Annotated in this window: 15 protein-coding genes and 3 pseudogenes; 4 read left to right on the top strand and 14 right to left on the bottom strand. The window is 41.3% G+C overall.

The annotated features are described in order from the left end of the window. Nucleotides 1-4 precede the first annotated feature (4 nt). From EEL30_16395 to EEL30_16335, 13 genes are all read right to left on the bottom strand, one after another. Entirely contained in the window at nt 5-1,783 is a 1,779-nt protein-coding gene (locus EEL30_16395) for a HAMP domain-containing protein (protein ID QDX93735.1), read from the bottom strand. Further along, nucleotides 1,784-2,497: a DNA-binding response regulator gene (locus tag EEL30_16390; GenBank protein ID QDX93734.1), complete on the bottom strand. Its 714-nt coding sequence runs from the start codon at nt 2,495-2,497 to the stop codon at nt 1,784-1,786. It lies immediately after the preceding gene. 143 nt (nt 2,498-2,640) lie between these two features. Further along, the gene (gene ccsB / locus EEL30_16385) at nt 2,641-3,867 is read right to left on the bottom strand and encodes a c-type cytochrome biogenesis protein CcsB (GenBank protein QDX93733.1); all 1,227 of its coding nucleotides are present in this window, start codon (nt 3,865-3,867) and stop codon (nt 2,641-2,643) included. A gap of 18 nt (nt 3,868-3,885) precedes the next feature. Continuing rightward, nucleotides 3,886-5,547 carry a cytochrome c biogenesis protein ResB gene (locus tag EEL30_16380; GenBank protein ID QDX93732.1) on the bottom strand — a complete coding sequence of 554 codons (1,662 nt, stop codon included), beginning with the start codon at nt 5,545-5,547 and terminating at the stop codon, nt 3,886-3,888. A gap of 21 nt (nt 5,548-5,568) precedes the next feature. Continuing rightward, nucleotides 5,569-6,102, bottom strand: a complete 534-nt coding sequence (gene resA / locus EEL30_16375) for a thiol-disulfide oxidoreductase ResA (GenBank protein QDX93731.1) — start codon at nt 6,100-6,102, stop codon at nt 5,569-5,571. A gap of 124 nt (nt 6,103-6,226) precedes the next feature. After that, a complete protein-coding gene (locus EEL30_16370; GenBank protein ID QDX93730.1) occupies nt 6,227-6,979 on the bottom strand; it encodes an rRNA pseudouridine synthase in 753 nt (250 codons plus the stop codon). Between the two features lie 243 nt (nt 6,980-7,222). Then, a complete protein-coding gene (locus EEL30_16365; protein ID QDX93729.1) occupies nt 7,223-7,756 on the bottom strand; it encodes a spore maturation protein in 534 nt (177 codons plus the stop codon). A gap of 14 nt (nt 7,757-7,770) precedes the next feature. Further along, complete coding sequence (locus tag EEL30_16360; protein ID QDX93728.1) at nt 7,771-8,361, bottom strand: spore maturation protein; 591 nt, start codon at nt 8,359-8,361, stop codon at nt 7,771-7,773. Then, nucleotides 8,354-9,529 carry a D-alanyl-D-alanine carboxypeptidase gene (locus EEL30_16355; GenBank protein QDX93727.1) on the bottom strand — a complete coding sequence of 392 codons (1,176 nt, stop codon included), beginning with the start codon at nt 9,527-9,529 and terminating at the stop codon, nt 8,354-8,356. The genes EEL30_16360 and EEL30_16355 overlap by 8 nt, the downstream gene beginning before the upstream one ends. Nucleotides 9,530-9,615: 86 nt before the next feature. Further along, complete coding sequence (gene scpB, locus EEL30_16350) at nt 9,616-10,200, bottom strand: SMC-Scp complex subunit ScpB (protein ID QDX93726.1); 585 nt, start codon at nt 10,198-10,200, stop codon at nt 9,616-9,618. Beyond that, nucleotides 10,190-10,951, bottom strand: coding sequence for a segregation/condensation protein A (locus EEL30_16345; GenBank protein QDX93725.1), 762 nt, complete (start codon nt 10,949-10,951; stop codon nt 10,190-10,192). The genes scpB and EEL30_16345 overlap by 11 nt, the downstream gene beginning before the upstream one ends. A gap of 32 nt (nt 10,952-10,983) precedes the next feature. Continuing rightward, entirely contained in the window at nt 10,984-11,661 is a 678-nt protein-coding gene (locus tag EEL30_16340) for a site-2 protease family protein (protein ID QDX93724.1), read from the bottom strand. Between the two features lie 170 nt (nt 11,662-11,831). Next, a complete protein-coding gene (locus EEL30_16335; GenBank protein QDX93723.1) occupies nt 11,832-12,344 on the bottom strand; it encodes an HD domain-containing protein in 513 nt (170 codons plus the stop codon). Nucleotides 12,345-12,924: 580 nt separating this feature from the next. On the opposite strand from EEL30_16335, the pseudogene EEL30_16330 reads away from it, so the two are divergent. The 3 genes and pseudogenes from EEL30_16330 to EEL30_16320 all read left to right on the top strand — a co-directional run bounded on the left by EEL30_16330 (nt 12,925) and on the right by EEL30_16320 (nt 16,492). Beyond that, nucleotides 12,925-14,139, top strand: a pseudogene (locus EEL30_16330) (transposase). A 201-nt stretch (nt 14,140-14,340) separates the two neighbouring features. Further along, on the top strand, nt 14,341-15,024 hold the full coding sequence (locus tag EEL30_16325) for an isoprenylcysteine carboxylmethyltransferase family protein (protein ID QDX93722.1): 684 nt from the start codon (nt 14,341-14,343) through the stop codon (nt 15,022-15,024). Between the two features lie 126 nt (nt 15,025-15,150). Beyond that, nucleotides 15,151-16,492, top strand: a pseudogene (locus tag EEL30_16320) (transposase). An 85-nt stretch (nt 16,493-16,577) separates the two neighbouring features. Here the strand turns inward: EEL30_16320 and EEL30_16315 are convergent. Beyond that, a pseudogene (locus EEL30_16315) lies at nt 16,578-17,767 on the bottom strand (IS3 family transposase). Nucleotides 17,768-17,990: 223 nt separating this feature from the next. Here EEL30_16315 and EEL30_16310 point away from each other — a divergent pair. Further along, nucleotides 17,991-18,638: a YHYH domain-containing protein gene (locus EEL30_16310; GenBank protein QDX93721.1), complete on the top strand. Its 648-nt coding sequence runs from the start codon at nt 17,991-17,993 to the stop codon at nt 18,636-18,638. The last annotated feature ends 86 nt before the right edge of the window (nt 18,639-18,724 follow it).

The following is an 18,724-nucleotide window of genomic DNA, read 5'->3' as shown; positions in this document are numbered from 1 at the left end:
CTATCTATATGGTGACTGGTATTGTAATGGTAAAAGTTGTTCCCTCTTTCATCTTGCTTTGAACAGATATTTTTCCGTTATGGGCTGCTACAATATTTTTCGCAATAGCTAGTCCTAGGCCAGTTCCAGCTCTACCACGTGTTCGTGCCTTGTCTGCTTTATAAAACCGCTCAAAAACAAATGGTAAATCCTCCTGAGGTATGCCACTACCCGTGTCAATTACCTCAATAGTTACTTTCCCTGCATCCTCATCCTTTATACGAACAGTAATAAGTCCACCATTTGGAATGTGACGAATAGCATTGTCAATTAAATTGGTCAGCACTTGCTCCATTTTGTCTGGATCAAAAGAAATCAAACGATAATCCGTTTGCATATCGAGCTTAATTTCGACATTGCGCTCTGCTGCTCTGTTCGCGAACTTACGTAATACACGTTCAAAATAAGGGAGAAGTTCCGTTATTTCCTCATGAAGCTCTACATGTCCCGCTTCCATACGTGCCAAGCTTAACAATTCATTCACTAGCTTAGTCATCCTCACAGACTCATCATAAATAATTTTAGCTAATTCTTTATGTTCCTCTGGAGTGGACGCAATACCATCTACAATAGCTTCACTATACCCCTGTAGCATGGACAAAGGCGTTCTCAGTTCATGCGAGATATTTGCCACAAAGTCTTGACGCAATTTATCCAGTTTCCGCTCTTTAGTCATGTCCCGCAGTACAGCGACAGCTCCTCGAACTTGATTGTGATCGTATAGCGGTACCATCACAACAGACCAGAAACGCCCTTGGGCTTCGAAATCTTCCATTACTTCTTGTTCCGTGATCAACATTTTCTGATACAGTTCTTGAATAGGCAGGGGACGTCCTTGATTTTCATAGGCCCAATCCCGGGTAAAATCTTCTGCCTGAGGGTTAGTCAATACGACCTGACCCTTTTGATCCATCATAATTACACCATCGATCATACTACGCAAAACCGTTGCCATCTGCTCTTTTTCATGAGACAGCGCATTAACTACATTACGTAGTTTCAACGTCATGACATTAAATGCTGCCGCTAATTCTCCGATTTCATCTGTGGAACGAAGCGGTATCTCTGTATTAAACTCTCCTTCAGCGATACGCTGAGCAGATTGTTTAATCTGACGCAACGGTGAAGTGATACGTGAGGATAAAAAGAAAGCGAACACAGTTGTTAAAATAAAACCAATGACACCCACCACAAAAATGAGTTGTCTAATCTCCAGATAAGTACCATTCACTTCTTCGATGGCCTGATATAAAATAAGTGCCGATTTTTGTTTTCCATCAAAAGAAAAGGGAATAGCCATAGCCAGAAACTGTGTGTGTTCAGGACTTTCTGGGCCTTTGTCTCCAAAAATCAAACGATTTGGTCCTACTTGTTTCCCCGTAAAAGCATCAGATATGGGGAATCCCCCACTGTTCAATAGCTTATCCAAGGTAATGTACGGCTGTTTTTCATTAGTCGTTTCATGAACAAGAACATGTTTCTGCTCATCCACTACAAGTAGACCTGTATGGTACACCGTCAAAATTTTTGAAGCCATCGTCAGCATTTCTTTCTGATCACGCACAGTCTCCAGACTAGCAGCAACTTTTGTTCCAAGAAGAGCCAAATCAGCCGACTGCTTTTTCAGATAATAACTACCAAAGGATTGAACCAGCAGTAAGCTGAAGATGGTAAGTACCACCGCGAATAACGCTATAATTGTCATCCAAAGCTTTCCGACAACACTTCGCAGGATATTATCCACCTATTTAGGAACCTCTAGTTTGTAACCTACGCCCCAAACGGTTGAAATCATTTGAGCCGCGTCAGGAGATACTTTATTTAGCTTTTCCCGCAGGCGCTTAATGTGTGTATCCACGGTTCGCAAATCTCCGAAGAAATCATAGTGCCAAACGTCTTTTAGTAATTCTTCTCGTGTAAATACTTTATCTGGAGATAATGCTAAATAATGCAACAACTCATACTCTTTTGGGGTAAGGTTTACTTCAACACCATTCGCTGTAACCTTGTGAGCATCATGATCGATCGTTAACTCTGGAAAAACCAGAATAGAATGACTGGATACCGTATCTGTTTTTAAATAAGCAGTAGCAGAAGAACGACGCAAAATCGCTTTTACACGGAATACGACTTCACGTGGACTAAACGGTTTTACTACATAATCATCAGCGCCAGCCTCGAAACCATTTACTCGATTGGTTTCCTCTCCTTTAGCGGTCAGCATGATGATTGGCGTTGCTTTTTGCTCCCGAATTTTTTCACATACTTCAATCCCGTCCATACCAGGTAACATTAGATCCAGCAAGATAATATCGTAATCTTGATTTAGGGCCTTATCTAAGGCTTCCTCCCCATGCTCTGCCTCATCAATATAGTAGTTCTCTCTTTCCAAATACATCTTTAACAGGCGACGGATTCTTTCTTCGTCGTCTACGATGAGGATTCTTTCTTTCTCCAACCAAATCACCTCTGCTACAACATTGAAATTAATAGTTAAATAAACATTACAACCTACCTATCTAAAATAGCCTATACGTCTTGATAGTACAAGTAAAAAGCTGGCGAGCTACCAGCTTTTTTAATTGTCAGCAAACAGTACAGCTAAGCGCCTGCATAAGAGTGCAAGCCTACGATCACCAAATTTACTAGGACGAGCGTTATTAATATAATAACAAACCCTAGTACTGCCATCCAAGCAGATTTTTCGCCAATCCATCCTTTTGACAGACGCAGATGCAAATAAACGCTGTAAAAGAGCCATACAATCAGTGCCCACGTCTCTTTTGGATCCCAACCCCAGAAACGACCCCATGCTTCGTTTGCCCAGATCATGGCAAAAACAAGCGCTCCCAGAGTAAAAATAGGATAGCCAATGGCAATAGCACGATAGCTAATTTCATCGATTAGCTCTGGATCAATGTCATCCAAGGATGGTTGAATAGCAGCTGCAATACGCTTACGTAATAACAGTCGAATCAAACCGTAGAACACGACTCCTGACAATACTGACCAGATCATTGTATTGAATTTACGAGCTGCATCCTTACCATGCATAAAGGACGGTGCTTCAAAAAACGGCTTAATTGGACCCTCTTTGATGATTTTATACTCTTGTGGTGCCACAATAGCTGGCAATTTATACTCGACCTGCTGCATATTCTTAACAACAGCCGGCTTATTATCGTCATAGACAGGGAATTCAAACGTCGTTCTCATACCTGGTGACGAAAAGGATGCCGATACAACAATAAAACCAACCATCATTAAAACAACACTGATGGAAAATTCTAACCAAAACGTACTAGCTGACTTTTTGATTTGCGGAATGGTACGAATTAAATACATGAGCCCCGCAGCAAATCCAATTGCCAAAATTCCTTCTCCAAGTGCGGCTGTGGTAACGTGAATCTTTAGCCAGTAGCTTTGTAACGCTGGAATAAGTGGCGTCACCTCTTTAGGAAAAACACTAGCATAAGCTAACATAATAGCTGCTAGCGGCATCGCGAACGCGCCAAGAACTCCCAACTTGTAGATATAATAGAGCAGTAAAAATCCCGCTACAATACAGATCGACAAAAAAGAGATAAATTCAAACATGTTACTTGTAGGAATACGTCCAGATGCAGTCCATCTAATAATAAACTGTCCCAGATGACATAAAAATCCAATCGCAGTGATCCACACGCCAATCTGTTCATATCTTGCCTGATGAGCCTTAGCATCCCTGTTAGACCAACGTTTTCCAGTGATTGCTACTGCAAACACAATAGTAGCTATCAAATACAATACAAAGGCGATCAATAATAGATTGCTACTTACCTGTATCAATCAAGAGAACCCCCTTCTCTACGTTTTCTTCTTCGGTTTTTGTTTATCTTGTTCAAGAATGAGTTCCAATGGTAACTCCAATTGTTTCACCAGATTCTTTGCTTCCTGTTGTAAGCCAAACCAGTTTTTATTGGTGTGACCGGCGAGATACAGTTCGTTATTTTCAACATGCAACCAAATCCGACGATGTTGCCAATAGAAGCCCATGACAAGCCCAATCATCGTAATGAAAGCCCCAAAGTATATCACGGGGATCATGGTATCTTTACGCACCAATAAGCCACTTGAATCAATGATGTCAGGTTTATGTACCTCTAAGATAAAGCGAGGCGATGTTGTATTTTCAATAAAACCACCTGCTACGTACGCTAATCGTTCGCTTTCGTTAGTCTTCGTATCCATGATCTCCAATGCTACCATTGGATTGTTTGGTAAAGTTGTTTTGGTCGTTGGTAATCCATCTTTACCTAACTCAAAATCTGGGAAGTAATCCATGACACGGACAACGTAATGATCACCAATTTTCAGTTCCTTTTTAGGCTCATACAAATCAATTTTGATCGCGCCAATTTTCTTTTCCTTCTCTTTGGCATCGTATAAGTCGAAATTGAGTGCGCCCAACATTTGTTCCCTACGGTCTAATTGATACAAAAGAATGCCCTCGTAATTCATTGGATGGTTTACGGTGATTGATCCCCTCTTGACTTCCACCAACTTGGGCTTGGCTCCAGCTAATCCTTCATTCTCATTTTTGTATAAAACAGCATCAGTCTGGTAGTTCTTCGCTATTACTTGTCCCTCTTGTAACGGAAGATCTTCAGCAAATTCATCCTTTGTATAATATTCAGTCTTATAATCTAGATTTTCAATATAGAGCTCTGTTCCTGGTACTTTTACAGTTTGCCCTTCGCGTACCCAAACATTATCCTCCAAGAAGAATTGAGGTACACCACGCAGCAGTACGCCCAACAGGAAGATTATAAGCCCAATATGATTCACATATGGACCCCATCGGCTAAACCTTGCTTTTTCTCCTAATATGGAGTTGCCTTCACGATATACGCGATACCCTTTTTTCTTGTACCAGGCCAGTACTTGCGTTAGTTTTTCTTCTACAGAAACTCCCTCAGAAATTAATGTATCCGCATGTAATTTTTGCCCTTTATAAAACGAGAGATGCTGATTAAGCCGTGGCTTATTCAAAGCTTTGTACAATGGTATTACCCGGTCTAAACTACAAATAACCAGCGATACTCCTATCATAACTAACAGTGAAACAAACCACCAAGAACCATACATTTCATGAAAACCTAAGGCATAATACACCTTGCCAAAAAAACCATACGTTTGTTCGTAAAATAAAGCTTTGCTCGGTTCATCTAATAAAGGGACTGGCACATATTCCAACTGCGGCAGAATAGTACCAACACCCGCCATCACCAAGGTAATGATTATTATGATGATTGCGATTTTTACAGAGGAAAAGAAGTTCCAGACTTTATCCACCACCGTGGAGGAGTAAGTCTGGGAACGACGCGCCATCCCTTCATAACGCATATCAGGAAACGCTTTCTTTTCATCCGTCTCTTTAACGGGGTGTAAAAGAGGTATACCGCAGGATTCACACAAAAGCGTTCCCACCGGGTTGGTGTGTCCGCATTCACATTTTCTTTGATCCATGTACGTGTCCTCGCTTACGGTTTAGTTTGTCTGAACAGGTCTAATTTTTTCTAGCATGGAATTTATACTCTTTTCGTTCATTTGTCCGAACATGATATCCCGGACAATACCGTCCTGATCAATATAAAAAGTAGTCGGCATTTTTCCAATATTATACACTTTGGTAACTTCTTTCTGCTTATCCATCAAGATGGGAAATGTGGTTTTCACCTGTCGGACAAACTGCTCAGCAGATACTTCCGACTCCCCCACGTTTACCCCTACGATCACAATATTTTGATCCTTGTTGGCAAGCCATACTTTTTCTAAGTCCGGCATCTCATTTCTACAGGGCTCACACCAAGAGCCCCAGAAATTAAGGATGACTCCTTTTCCTTTTAAATCAGCTAATGTCATAGGCTGTCCTTCCAAGCTTTGCAAACTGAAGTTAGGTGCCTTGTCCCCTTTTTTAATTTCATTTGGCTTGGCAAAACTTGTGTACACAGCAAAAACGAGAGCAACTAATAAAACTCCCAAAATGGCAACTCGCATGGATGTTCTTTTCTGTTTATTCACATTTGCTCACCTGGCTTTGTTCAGAATCGTTCCAATTATTACTCATTCTCTTTCTTTATTATAGCTTGCCGCTATTTTAAACGAGTTGGATATTTTGAACAACTTTTGAACGATGTGCAGTTCATCACAAACGTCTGTTCGTTTTTTTCTGAACTTGTTTTAACTCGCTCTGCAAGCGTTCTACTTCCTCCTTTTGTAAAAAGCGATAGGAACCTAGGCCGAGATTACCTAACATAAGGAAACTAATGCGAATTCGTTGCAACGTAACCACGGGATGTCCGATTGCTTGACACATTCTCCGCACTTGACGGTTGCGGCCTTCATGGATGGTCAACTCAAGCAATGTGCGATTTTTATTGGTATCCCGTTCCAAAATTTTCGCCTTCCCAGGAGAAGTCATTCCGTCCTCCAATTTGATACCCTTGGCTAGACGTAAAACACTTTCCGATGTAGGAATTCCTTTGACCCAAGCACGATATACCTTGTCCATCTCAAATGACGGATGCGCCAAGCGATTAGCCAGTTCACCATCGTTCGTCATAATAAGTAGTCCCGATGTATCAAAATCTAAACGCCCCACTGGATATACCCTCTGTGGAATTTGTTTGATCAGATCACGAACGGTTTTACGTCCTTCTGGATCACTCATGCTCGTAATGACTCCCGTTGGTTTGTGTAGTAACACATATACATGCTCTTCTTGTGCAATAGACTTGTTATCGACCAGAATTTGATCTACGGAGGCAGTCACTTTGGTACCTAACTCAGTTATAACTTGGCCGTTTACTTTTACTCTACCTTGCTTAATCAGTTCTTCACAGCTGCGACGTGAGGCGACACCCGCTTGGGCAAGCACCTTCTGCAAGCGTTCTTCCATAAAGATCACCCCTCACACATTCTACCTATTTCCGGCAAGTAGGACAAGAGTACGGTGGACAAAGAGTGTAGGACCGCCATACATAGGCATCTTATTTTAGTCGAAAAAACACAAAAAAGCTTATCTAATAGCAAATAATGCCCTCAAACAGCGAACTAGGTATCGTTTCTAGATAGGAGTCCTACAGGTACCTTGGCTGTTCTTAGGCATATTTTCTTTTATTTTATTCGTCTTGTTCATCATTCAAGCAAAAATATAGCCAACAACTACTAAAGAAGCCACTACTCCAATCAAATCAGACCATAGACCGACTTTTAGCGCATACAGTCCATTTTTGATCCCCACTGCTCCAAAATACACTGTCAGCACATAAAAGGTCGTATCTGTGCTTCCCTGCATCGTGGAAGCAAGCCTACCAATCATAGAATCAGGCCCGAATTGCGCAATCAAATCTGTCGCAATAGCAAGCGAGCCTGTACCTGACAAGGGACGTAGCAAAGCCAGAGGGACAATTTCAGAGGGGATATGAAAAAGACGTAGCAAAGGATGCAAGACCTGTAACATCATTTCTAACGCTCCTGACTCACGAAATAACGTAATGGCCACCATCATTGCTACTAAATGAGGTAATATTTTGATGGTTGTGACAAGTCCTCCCTTAGCCCCTTCTATAAAAGTGTCATAGACTTGCACTCTTTTATACCATCCGTAGGTTAGAACAAAGGAAATCAAAACAGGAATCGCCCAAAGCGATACGACATTTATCAGTGAGTACAAGCTAGCTCCCTCCTTTAGCGGGACTTGCGCTTGTAGCGCAGACGGTAGACACGATCAAGCAATAGAGCAAACGCTGTTGCAAAAAAAGAAGAAAGCAGTGTTGTACCTACTATTTCAAAAGCATTAGCAGAACCATATTGTAAACGAATGGCGATCATAGTGGTAGGAATGAGTGTGATACTAGCCGTGTTTATGGCAAGTAAGGTGCACATAGCTGGGGAAGCGATTTCTTTGTGTGGGTTTAACTTTTGGAGCTCCTCCATTGCCTTAAGTCCCATCGGAGTAGCCGCGTTTCCAAGCCCGAGGATGTTAGCGCTCATGTTGGAGAGAATGTAACCAATGGCTGGGTGTCCCTTTGGCACATCGGGGAAAAGCTTTTGCACAATAGGAGATAGCCAGATTGAGACTAGATGTAAAAGTCCAGATTTTTCGGCAATTTTCATGATCCCCATCCAGAAGATGAGGACGCTGAGGAGACCAAAACAGACCGTAACGCCTGTCTTGGCACCTTCAAATACAGATTGACTAATGATTTCCATACGTCCGTTCACAGCGGCAACGATCACACTAATAATTATCAAGAACAACCAAATGATATTAAGCATCAGGTAATCCTCCCTTCAACATGCGGGAGACCTGCTTCCAAAATCCATTGGGTATAGATGTTTTTTGAAAAGTATCCTTTTCCGTCCTTTCTTGTAACGTAAGCGGTATTTTGCCGATTGAATCCTTCCCTAAGTAAACCTCAACAAATCCAATATGCTCATTCACATCTTTTTGGCCTACCTGCTTATGAAACAACCAGACCTTTTTACTCACTTTTTGCGCTTCTCCTGCTCTGAGTGGATATACAAAATCAGCTAACGAAACCAGCTCAACTTTCCCTTTGTCCTCTAGCTTAATGGCTTGGGGAGCATCCCATTTTTCGCCTTTGTGAATTAAAGACGTTTCCTCGAACTGTTGAAAGCCATAGTCAAGCAGTGTAGCATGGTCATTCCAATCATCTGGTGCATTAAGCGTAATTACTGCTACCTGTCGGCCAGCGCGGCTTGCTGACGATGCCAGACAACGCTTAGCAAGCTTGGTATAACCAGTTTTTACACCATCTGCTCCGTTGTAGAGATGAAGCATTTTATTTTTGTTTTGCAGCCTACGATCCCATTTCTCGCCTTCCCACGAAATACTTTTTACTTTTGTGGAGACAATCTGCTGAAACTGTGGGTTTCGTAGAGCATAGGCAGATAATTTAACCATATCAACCGCTGTCGAATAGTGCATATCACTATTATCTAATCCATGTGGGTTCATAAAATTACTGTGATTCATGCCAATATACATGGCTTTTTCGTTCATCATTGTGGCAAACCCTTCAATCGAGCCTCCCACCTGCAAAGCAATCGCCGCCGCCGCATCGTTTCCAGAACGGAGCATCAAGCCGTATAATAACTCTTCTAGGGTCAGCTTCTCCCCTCTTTTTAGATAAATAGAGGAGCCTTCCACTCCTATGGCTTTGTCTGGAACAGTAACGACTTTCTTTATATCGGTCGCTTCAATAGCTACAATGGCCGTTAACGTCTTGGTCAAGCTGGCAATTCTCATTTTCTTGTTACCATTTTTCTCGTACAAGATACGTCCTGATTCAACATCAATGACTGCAGCTGCTTCCGCCGAGATCTTAGGTGCTTTCGATGCCCAGGCACGAGGTTGTGGGCCTAGGTAGCTAACGCACAAAAGAAAAACGACGAGTACGCCGATTATTCGTTGGTATTTCATAGTGTCCTCCCCATGCTTGGTTTACAATGGTTTGTACCAAGTATATGGAGACAAGACCTATGATATACCCTAATCTTAATCGGGTCCTAGTCGTTTCCAGTAGTTTCCTTCCCGCGAAACAATTGAGCCATTTCCTCATCATGTTGATCAAATGAAAAATCAATTGGCGGCTCTGGTAAATCTGTAATTCCTTTCAATCCGAAATACTCCAGAAATTCCTTGGACGTCCCATATAAGATTGGTCGCCCGATACCCTCTGCTCGTCCCATCTCTTTAATCAAAAGCTTGGACATCAGGGTATGTAACGCTTTTTCACATTTAACTCCACGAATTTCTTCTATCTCAGAACGAGTAATCGGCTGTCGATAGGCAATGATGGCTAAGGTTTCCAAAGCTGCTTGCGATAAGGATGAGTGTGTTGGGGAAGTTGCCAGCTTTTCAAAATACATCATATGTTCGGGCAGGGTTGTTAATTGATAAGCTTTCGCCACTTCAACAAGCTGGATTCCTCTGTTAGATCGGTAAAAGTCTGCTTTCATATCTTCTAACAAATCAATGACAACTTCTTCAGTTACCTCAATTATTTCCGCAATCTGCTTTGCATCTATCCCCTCGTCACCGGAGATAAATAATAGACCCTCAATCACCGATTTTAATTTATCATAATCCATGTCCCGTTTCTCCTTTTCCCTCACTGATCAGGATGTCCGTAAATAATTGATTTTGAACACACGTGATCGCCTTCCCTTTCATCAATTCCAGTAGGGCAAGGAACGTTGTCACAATCTCGGTGCGAGAAACGTTTGTAATAAACAACTGTGAGAAGCGGACATGCCCTCCTCCAACCTTAATGAGCTGACGAATCTCTTTCATTCTATCCTTAATGGAGATTTCATCCCTTGATACTTTGGCTATCGGCTCTTTTGTTTGCAATCTCGCAAACAATTTTTCTAAAGCATGAAGCATGTCAAACAGGGTCACATTGGCAACTCCCGGCTCCTCTTCACGCACATATGGCGTTAAATCTTCTGCCGGACGAGTGAATACCTGACTGCGCCCCGTTTCCATTTCACGTAGTTGTTCGGCCACGCGCTTGAACTTTTTATACTCCAATAAGCGTTGTACCAGTTCATCTCGAGGATCTTCCTCTTCTCCATATTCATCGTGCAATGGATGAAAATGAATCTCCTCTTTTTTAGGAAGTAACGTTTTACTTTTGATGGCCAACAGAGTAGCGGCCATGACTACGAACTCACTAGCTACATCCAATTGAAGCTCGTGCATTGTATGAATGGTGTGCAAATACTGTTCAGTAATCACCGCTATTGGTATATCATAAATGTCTACCTCCGCCTTGTCGATCAAATGCAAAAGCAAATCAAGCGGCCCTTCAAACGAATCCAATTTAATACTGTATGACAACGCTAATCCCGCCTTACTTCATTGCATCATGTTTATAAAAAAAGCTGAATGACCACATATCGTGTTATGCTTTCAATCCAAGACAGCACAATCTGTAGTGGTATGCTAAGTAATCCTCGCAACGGTGGCAAGAATACAATCAACAATAACAACCATGGTCCATATAGGTCTAATTTATCAAAGAATCCACTACATTTTTGCGGCAAAATATAGCGCAAAATTTTAGAACCGTCTAACGGTGCAATCGGCAACATATTAAACACCAGCATAGCGCAGTTAATGATAATACAGTACTGTAAGGTTAAGTCAACCGCTTCTATACCTTTAGCAGGCCAAGAAGCCATCATCTCTGCCCAAAATGGTGTCTGAATATAAAACCACAGGAACGAAAAGAAGAACGCTAACACAAAGTTCACAAACGGTCCTGCTGCTGCAACATACACAATTCCTAGACGTTTATTTCCTCTAAAATTGTAAGGATTAAATGGGACAGGTCGTGCCCAACCAAATGGTCCAAATAAAATCATCAAGAGACCAAATGGATCTAGATGCGGAATTGGATTAAGTGTTAAACGCCCCTCATTTTTCGCTGTGTTGTCGCCTAATCTATAGGCAGCAAACGCATGCGCCCACTCATGCATGGAAAAAGCGATCACGAACGCAATCACCCGAAAAGGGAGCGTATTTAGATCAAATTGAAATAAACCCATGGAGCCCTCCTTCATTCTCTGTTTCTTGCACGTGCCTCTATCCTCGGTCTATCGTGCAAAAATACGCTATTTTATTAGAATAACAGCCTTCAAAGAATGACACAAGTACAAGCAGTTTCATTCAGAAATATCCATGTCAAATCTATTCCCACTAAAAGCGAACACCGTTTCTACAATATCTCTTTCCCTTCTAACTGCTTATCGTTATCTATATTACTTTCTTCTTGTGAACAATCTTCCTTTGAATTTTCCATAGGTGTGCTTTCACCCTCTAATTCTTTCAATGCGCGCTTATATTTTTCTATCCGTGCTAAATCTGCCTCCGTAGGTTCCGGTATACGAGTTACATCCAAATTGTCTTTGATATCTGCAATCTTGACAGCTCGGGCCAACTGATTCTGTTTGACCTTGATAATGTAGCTGTCATAATTCTCTTTGGGATTTTTGGTTAGAATCATAACCGCTTCTACAACTTCCTTTGGAAACCCCGTTTCACGTAAATCATCTGCGGTTACATCGGTATCTTCTAATACATCGTGCAAAACAGCTACCGCTCTCGCTTCATCCGAAGACATGTACATCATGACGCGCAAAGGATGCAAAATATAAGGTTGCCCCCCTTTATCTTGTTGATTAGCGTGTGCTTTTGTTGCTAGTAGGACAGCTTCTACTGCCATATTCATGTTTACTTCCTCCTTCGTAGCATCATTTTTGAGCCGGATTTGGCCGGATTTGGCAATATGCTGGCGCAATTTTAGGGATAGATCTAGTCAGCTTCCCTCACACCATGAGAACCCTGATTATCAAGAGAGGGAGCTTATTACCACGTTTTACCAAATGATTCGATAACGGTATACTAATAACCAATCTAACAAAAAAGGAGTTGGGAAGAACCCATGGCACTAACAAGTACAGACCGTAGGAGACTAATGCTAGAGAACGACCTGCACTCCCTCATTATGTTGGAAAACTCGCAAGGGCTAAGTTCTTATGAAAACTTGCTCTTACAAAAACTAATTAAAGAATACCATGAGATGAATTACGAGAGTACAAAATAAGAAACGAACAACTATTCATAATATGAAAAAACAAAAAAAAGAGGGTATCTCTCCCCTCTTTTTTTTTGTTTTTTCTCTAACGAATCAATTTCATAAATCAGAGCCCTACGGGGTCAAGGGTTTTTGAGCATAGAAAAAGGAGTACCTCCCCAAATCTCTAATAAGTTAAGTGCGATCTAAACTTAAGAGGTGGTGGTGACTCCCAGTGTCTATTATAAAACAAGGAAGCCTATTTGATATACAAGAATTATTCGACTTAGAACCTCCCAAACGTTTTGAGGCTATTTTCTCTACTCTTGACATTGAACCGATTCTTTTCTATATTTCCAAAAAATCGATCTATGGAGCTCCTACTGAGTTGAATTATGCTCCCATGCTGTATTCTCTGGTCGCTCGAATCGTAGAACGGATTCCAACTGTGAAAGATTTGCGGAAACGTTTAAAACATGACTTTATCTTTCGAATGGAATGCGGTTTTCTATTTTGTGACAGTCTTCCTTCCGAGGCATCGTACTCTCGTCTGGTTCATAAGCTTTCTGAAACAGCACACCTCGAAAAAGTCCAAGACAAGTTACTCTTGCAAGCAATTCAGGAAGGGTTCATATGCGATGAAGCAATTGCCATCGATGCAACCCATTTTGAATCCCGTGATCGCGGTGTGGCAAAAGAAAAAAAGACGAAACAGAATTGAAAAAACGCGGACGTAAATCAAAGATATCTACGACAAGCAAAAGAAAGAAAAGGAAGCCCAGAAGTCCTTATATGAAAAAACCATTGCAGCTCAACTGGATGTGACGTTGGAGGACCTACGGTCCCAATTTTCTCTCAAACCTGATTGGGGAATTAAGAAAAATAGTGATGGAAAGAACATGTTTTGGTTTGGATACAAAGCTCATCTTGCAGTCAGTACAAAAAGTCAATATATTCTTTGCTCCCTCATGTCCTCTGGAAGTATGAACGATGGGAAAGCAGCGATACCTTTGTTGAAAGGAATTCAAACTGTCCTGCCCAATCACATGCGATATGCAATCATGGATGCGGGATATGACTATGTCCCGATCTATCAACAAATCGGACGAATGAATGCACAAGCGATTATTGCTTACAACAAGCGGAATGAAGGAGAAATGATTGGGTTCGATTCACATTTTGCGCCAACTTGTCTGAAACCGATCTTCGAAAGTACACCGCGCTAGCCAGAGGAACAAAAACGTGGGAAGAACTCTATGACCAGAGAACAGCTGTGGAGCGAGTACATGCTTATTTGAAGGAGTTTTTTCAGCTAAACAACGTCCGATATCGCACAGGAAAGAGGGAAAAAGTCCATTTTGATTTGGTAACTCTTGTTTATAATGCATCCAAGTTAGCAGTGGATCGAATTCGTAAGGAACTGGCAAGTAGGATGAAAGTAGTAGCTTAATTTTTTCAAAAAAACAGCATTGATCCCGTAGGGATAGTCTAATCATTTTTGAAAAAAGCCTTTATGAAATTGATTCAATTTGTAAAATATAGTAAAATAAAGTTAACATAGTTGTTTAGTTTTAAAAGGCGCTTAGGAGATGGTAAATCACTTCAGATACTCGTTGGGGAGACTTCAAAAAAATTTATTGGAGGCATACCAATGATTAATGTGAAAATACTAACAGCACAAATAGTAGGCATGTTTGTCGTTTTTGCTCTCGCTATGTTTCTTTCGGCTGGAACTGTCGCGTGGCTTGCAGGATGGGCTTACTTGTTTTTATTTTTTGGCTTCGTGTTCGCGTTAAGTGTATGGTTAATCAAGTACAATCCTGATTTACTAACTGAACGCATGACGGGAATCGGAAAACCCGATCAAAAAGCATGGGATAAAGTGTGGTATGTACTGATGAACGTATACTTCCTTGCCTGGCTGGTCTTTATGCCGTTAGATGCTGTTCGATTCCGCTGGTCGCATGTACCGATGGGACTCCAAGTAGCAGGAGCGATTCTTCTCTTATGTTCGTTTTACTTCTTCTTTCTCGTATTCCGAGAAAACTCGTACCTGTCCCCAGCGGTCCGTATTCAGAGTGAACGTAAGCAAACAGTAATATCCACTGGTCCCTACAAGGTTGTGAGACATCCAATGTATGCCACGGCCATCATCTATTTAATAGGTACGTGTCTTTTGCTTGGGTCATGGTATGGGCTGCTTACAGTTCTTGTTATTGTCATCGGAATGGCATGGCGGGCAGTACAGGAGGAACGCACATTGCTATCAGAACTACCTGGCTATAACGAATACATGTCAAAGGTAAAATACCGCCTGATTCCTTATATTTGGTAATTGAATCAATTTCATAAATCAAAGCCCTACGGGCTCAAGAGTTTTTTAGCATAGAAAAAGGAGTACCTCCCCAAATCTCTAATAAGTTAAGTGCGACCCAAACTTAAGAGGTGGTGGTGACTCCCAGTGTCTATTATAAAACAAGGAAGCCTATTTGATATACAAGAATTATTCGACTTAGAACCTCCCAAACGTTTTGAGGCTATTTTCTCCACTCTTGACATTGAACCGCTTCTTTTCTCTATTTCCAAAGAGTCGATCTATGGTGCTCCTACCGAGTTGAATTATGCTGCCATGCTATATTCTCTGGTCGCCCGAATCGTAGAACGAATTCCCACTGTGAAAGATTTACAAAAACGACTAAAACATGACTTTATCTTTCGAATGGAATGCGGTTTTCTGTTTTCTGACAATCTTCCTTCCGAGGCATCGTACTCTCGTCTCGTTCAGAAGCTTTCTGAAACAGCACACCTCGATAAAGTCCAAGACAAGTTACTGTTGCAAGCGATACAGGAAGGGTTCATAGGCGATGAAACAATTGCCATCGATGCAACCCATTTTGAATCCCGTGATCGAGGTGTAGCAAAGGAAAAAAAGACGAAATTATAAAAAAAACGCGGACGTAAATCAAAAGCAGAAAAAGAAATCTATGACAAACAAAAGCAAGAAAAGGAAACTCAGAAGTCCTTGTACGAAAAAACCATTGCAGCTCAACTAAATGTGACGTTGGAGGACCTACGGTCCCCAAGTTCCTATCAAACCAGATTGGGGCATTAAGAAAAATAGTGAAGGAAAGAACGTATTTTGGTTCGGATACAAAGCTCATCTTGCAGTCGGTACGAAAAGTCAATATATTCTTTGCTCCCTCATGTCCTCTGGAAGTATGAACGATGGGAAAGCAGCGATTCCCTTGTTGAAAGGAATTCAAACTGTTCTGCCCAATCACATGCGATATGGAATCATGGATGCGGGATATGACTATGTCCCGATTTATCAACAAATCGGACGAATGAACGCACAAGCGATTATTGCTTACAACAAGCGGAATGAAGGAGAAATGGTTGGATTCGATTCACATTTTGCGCCAACTTGTGTCCGAGAATGCTCTTATCGTTACGACAGTTATGATAAGAAGTACAAAACGTTGAAATTTGTACGGCCAAAAGAATGTAAAGACTGTCCATTGAATCAGGATTCTCTCTGTCAAAAAGTCTATAAAATTAAGGCTGAAACCGATCTTCGAAAGTACACCGCGCCAGCCAGAGGAACAAAAACGTGGGAAGAACTATATGACCAGAGAACAGCCGTAGAGCGAGTACATGCTTATTTGAAGGAGTTCTTTCAGCTAAACAATGTCCGATATCGCACAGGAAAGAGGGCAAAAGTCCATTTTGACTTGGTTACTCTTGTTTATAATGCATCCAAGTTAGCAGTGGATCGAATTCGTAGGAACTGGCAAGTAGGATGAAAGTAGCAGCTTAATTTTTTCAAAAAAACAGCATTGATCCCGTAGGGTGGACTTACCCCTGTCAAGTAGACAGCATTAAAAAAGCCTAAGCAGCCAGTGTGTTCCGGTATTCGACTGGGGCACACTGATTTAGTTTTTTTTGAAATCGTTCATGGTTATAAAACCATATGTACTTTTCAATGGCTTAAAAGAGCTCTTCATCTGTTTTACACTCAGAAAAGTACAATGTCTCTGTTTTGAGATGAGAAAAGAAGGATTCTATGCAAGCGTTATCGAGGCAGTTTCCTTTGCGAGAGTGGCTGCCTCTCACGCCAAAATCCCTCAGTCTCTTATTGTACTGCTTAGACGTGTATTGGAAGCCCTGATCAGAATGCAGGATGGCTTCCTGCACGTCTCTTTGTTTTGCTAACTGCTCCAGAGTATCTAAAACAAGTTTTAAATCATTCCGATGAGAAACCTTCCAGGCAACAACTTCGTTGTTAAAGAGATCTTGGATTACCGATAGGTAATAAAATCGATCGTTCAGTGCTACAAATGTAATATCTGCTACATACAATTGATTTGGTTTTTCGGCTGTGAACTTTCGATTAAGTAAGTTAGGGTTAACAATGGATGCAGTTTTACCAAAAAAGCGCCTTTTCTTACGAATGATGGACTGAATGTTCATCTCCTTCATCAACCGATATACCCTCTTGTGATTCACAATAAATCCTTTCTTTCTCAATGCAATTCGCATTCTTGGATAACCGAAGTATGGATGCACACGATGAATCGCTATCATATGTTCCTTTATGAGTTTATTATGTTGTTGCCTTTTTGCACGTTCTTCTTGCGTATGTTTCCACTTGTAGTAACCAGCGCGGGAAACTTTGGCTATCTCCACTAACCAAGTAACAGGGTACTTCCGTACCAACTGATCAATAACCGCAAACCGAGCTACTTTTGAAACCCACCCTCCCCGTGTAGATTTGGATAACGCTTTTTTAAGTATTCTACCTGCGCTTTTAAATAATCTCTTTCCTCCTCCACGTTAGTGAATTTTGTACGTGGACGCCCTATAAAAGGATTATCTCTTTTAGATGTTTTACCTCGTTGATCCTCTAAACCATCTCCGTCTCGGTATTTCCTGACCCAATTCTTGATCTGAGTAGGACTAGGCACTCCCAATTCTTTAGCAATCGCTTCATAGCTGATCCCTTTTTGTTCGTAAAGAGCAATAGCCTTCTGTTTAAATTCCATCGTATATCGTTGAAATGTTTGTCCTTTTTTAGCCATACGAAAAATCCCCTCCGAGGATAGTGTAGCACCCACCGCTAGGTGGATGGGCTTTTTACACTGTCTACTCAAAGGGGATAATACCAGGGATAGTCTAATTATTTTTGGAAAAAGCCTTTATGAAATTGATTCTAACAATAATAAAACAGCAAAAATTCATAACTTTCCATTTTATGGAATTGTGCTATGATAAATGTCAATATTATATTAGGAGGGATGTTCTATGAAAAAAGCACTACTATTCCTTTTGTTCGTAACCATGCTAGCTATTCCATTCCAACAAACATCAGCTCATCCAGGTCGCACAGACAAGAACGGCGGTCATACATGTCGTACCAACTGTGAAAAATGGGGTCTTTCCTACGGGGAATATCATTATCACAATGGGGGAGGTTCTAGTCCAGCAAAAAGTGCATCTCCTGCCAAATCACCGGGTAAGAACTCTACTCCAGCCGCTAAACCCGCTGTCAAAGCTACCCCAGTCGTACAGAAAAAAACCATCATAGCAGTCGACCAAGCACCAGTCTATAGCACCCCAGCGACTACAGCTTCAGTTACTACCAACCTCTGGTATGGTTATGAAGTAAAAGATAAAGGCGGTTTCACGGATTTTGCCTCCATTGACCAAGGCTATCTATCTAAAACTTTGCTAACCCAATACAATGTTATTACCCCCAAAAAGGTACGTATACAAGCTGACAAAGGCTATTTTTATGCAACACCATCTACTGAAAGCAAAGCACGTGGCTCTGCGTCACTACATGCAGAAGTATCCGTTGTAGGAGAAAATCAGACTTGGTACTTTGGTTCTAGTAAAGATTCGAATGGTAAAGTCATTGTTGGATTTGTTTCAAAGAGTATCGCGTACTAGCTCTTTCTCTCCACCTATGACGTATTCCTGTTTTTGTTAAAAGAATTTCCATGACAAGAACGAGTATTAATCAAATGAAACATGCT

It is taken from the genome of Brevibacillus laterosporus (genome assembly GCA_007833815.1).
GTDB classification, from domain to species: Bacteria; Bacillota; Bacilli; order Brevibacillales; family Brevibacillaceae; genus Brevibacillus_B; species Brevibacillus_B laterosporus_D.
Note: the sequence above shows the minus strand (reverse complement) of the source record. Positions and strands in the feature narration are given on the sequence as shown.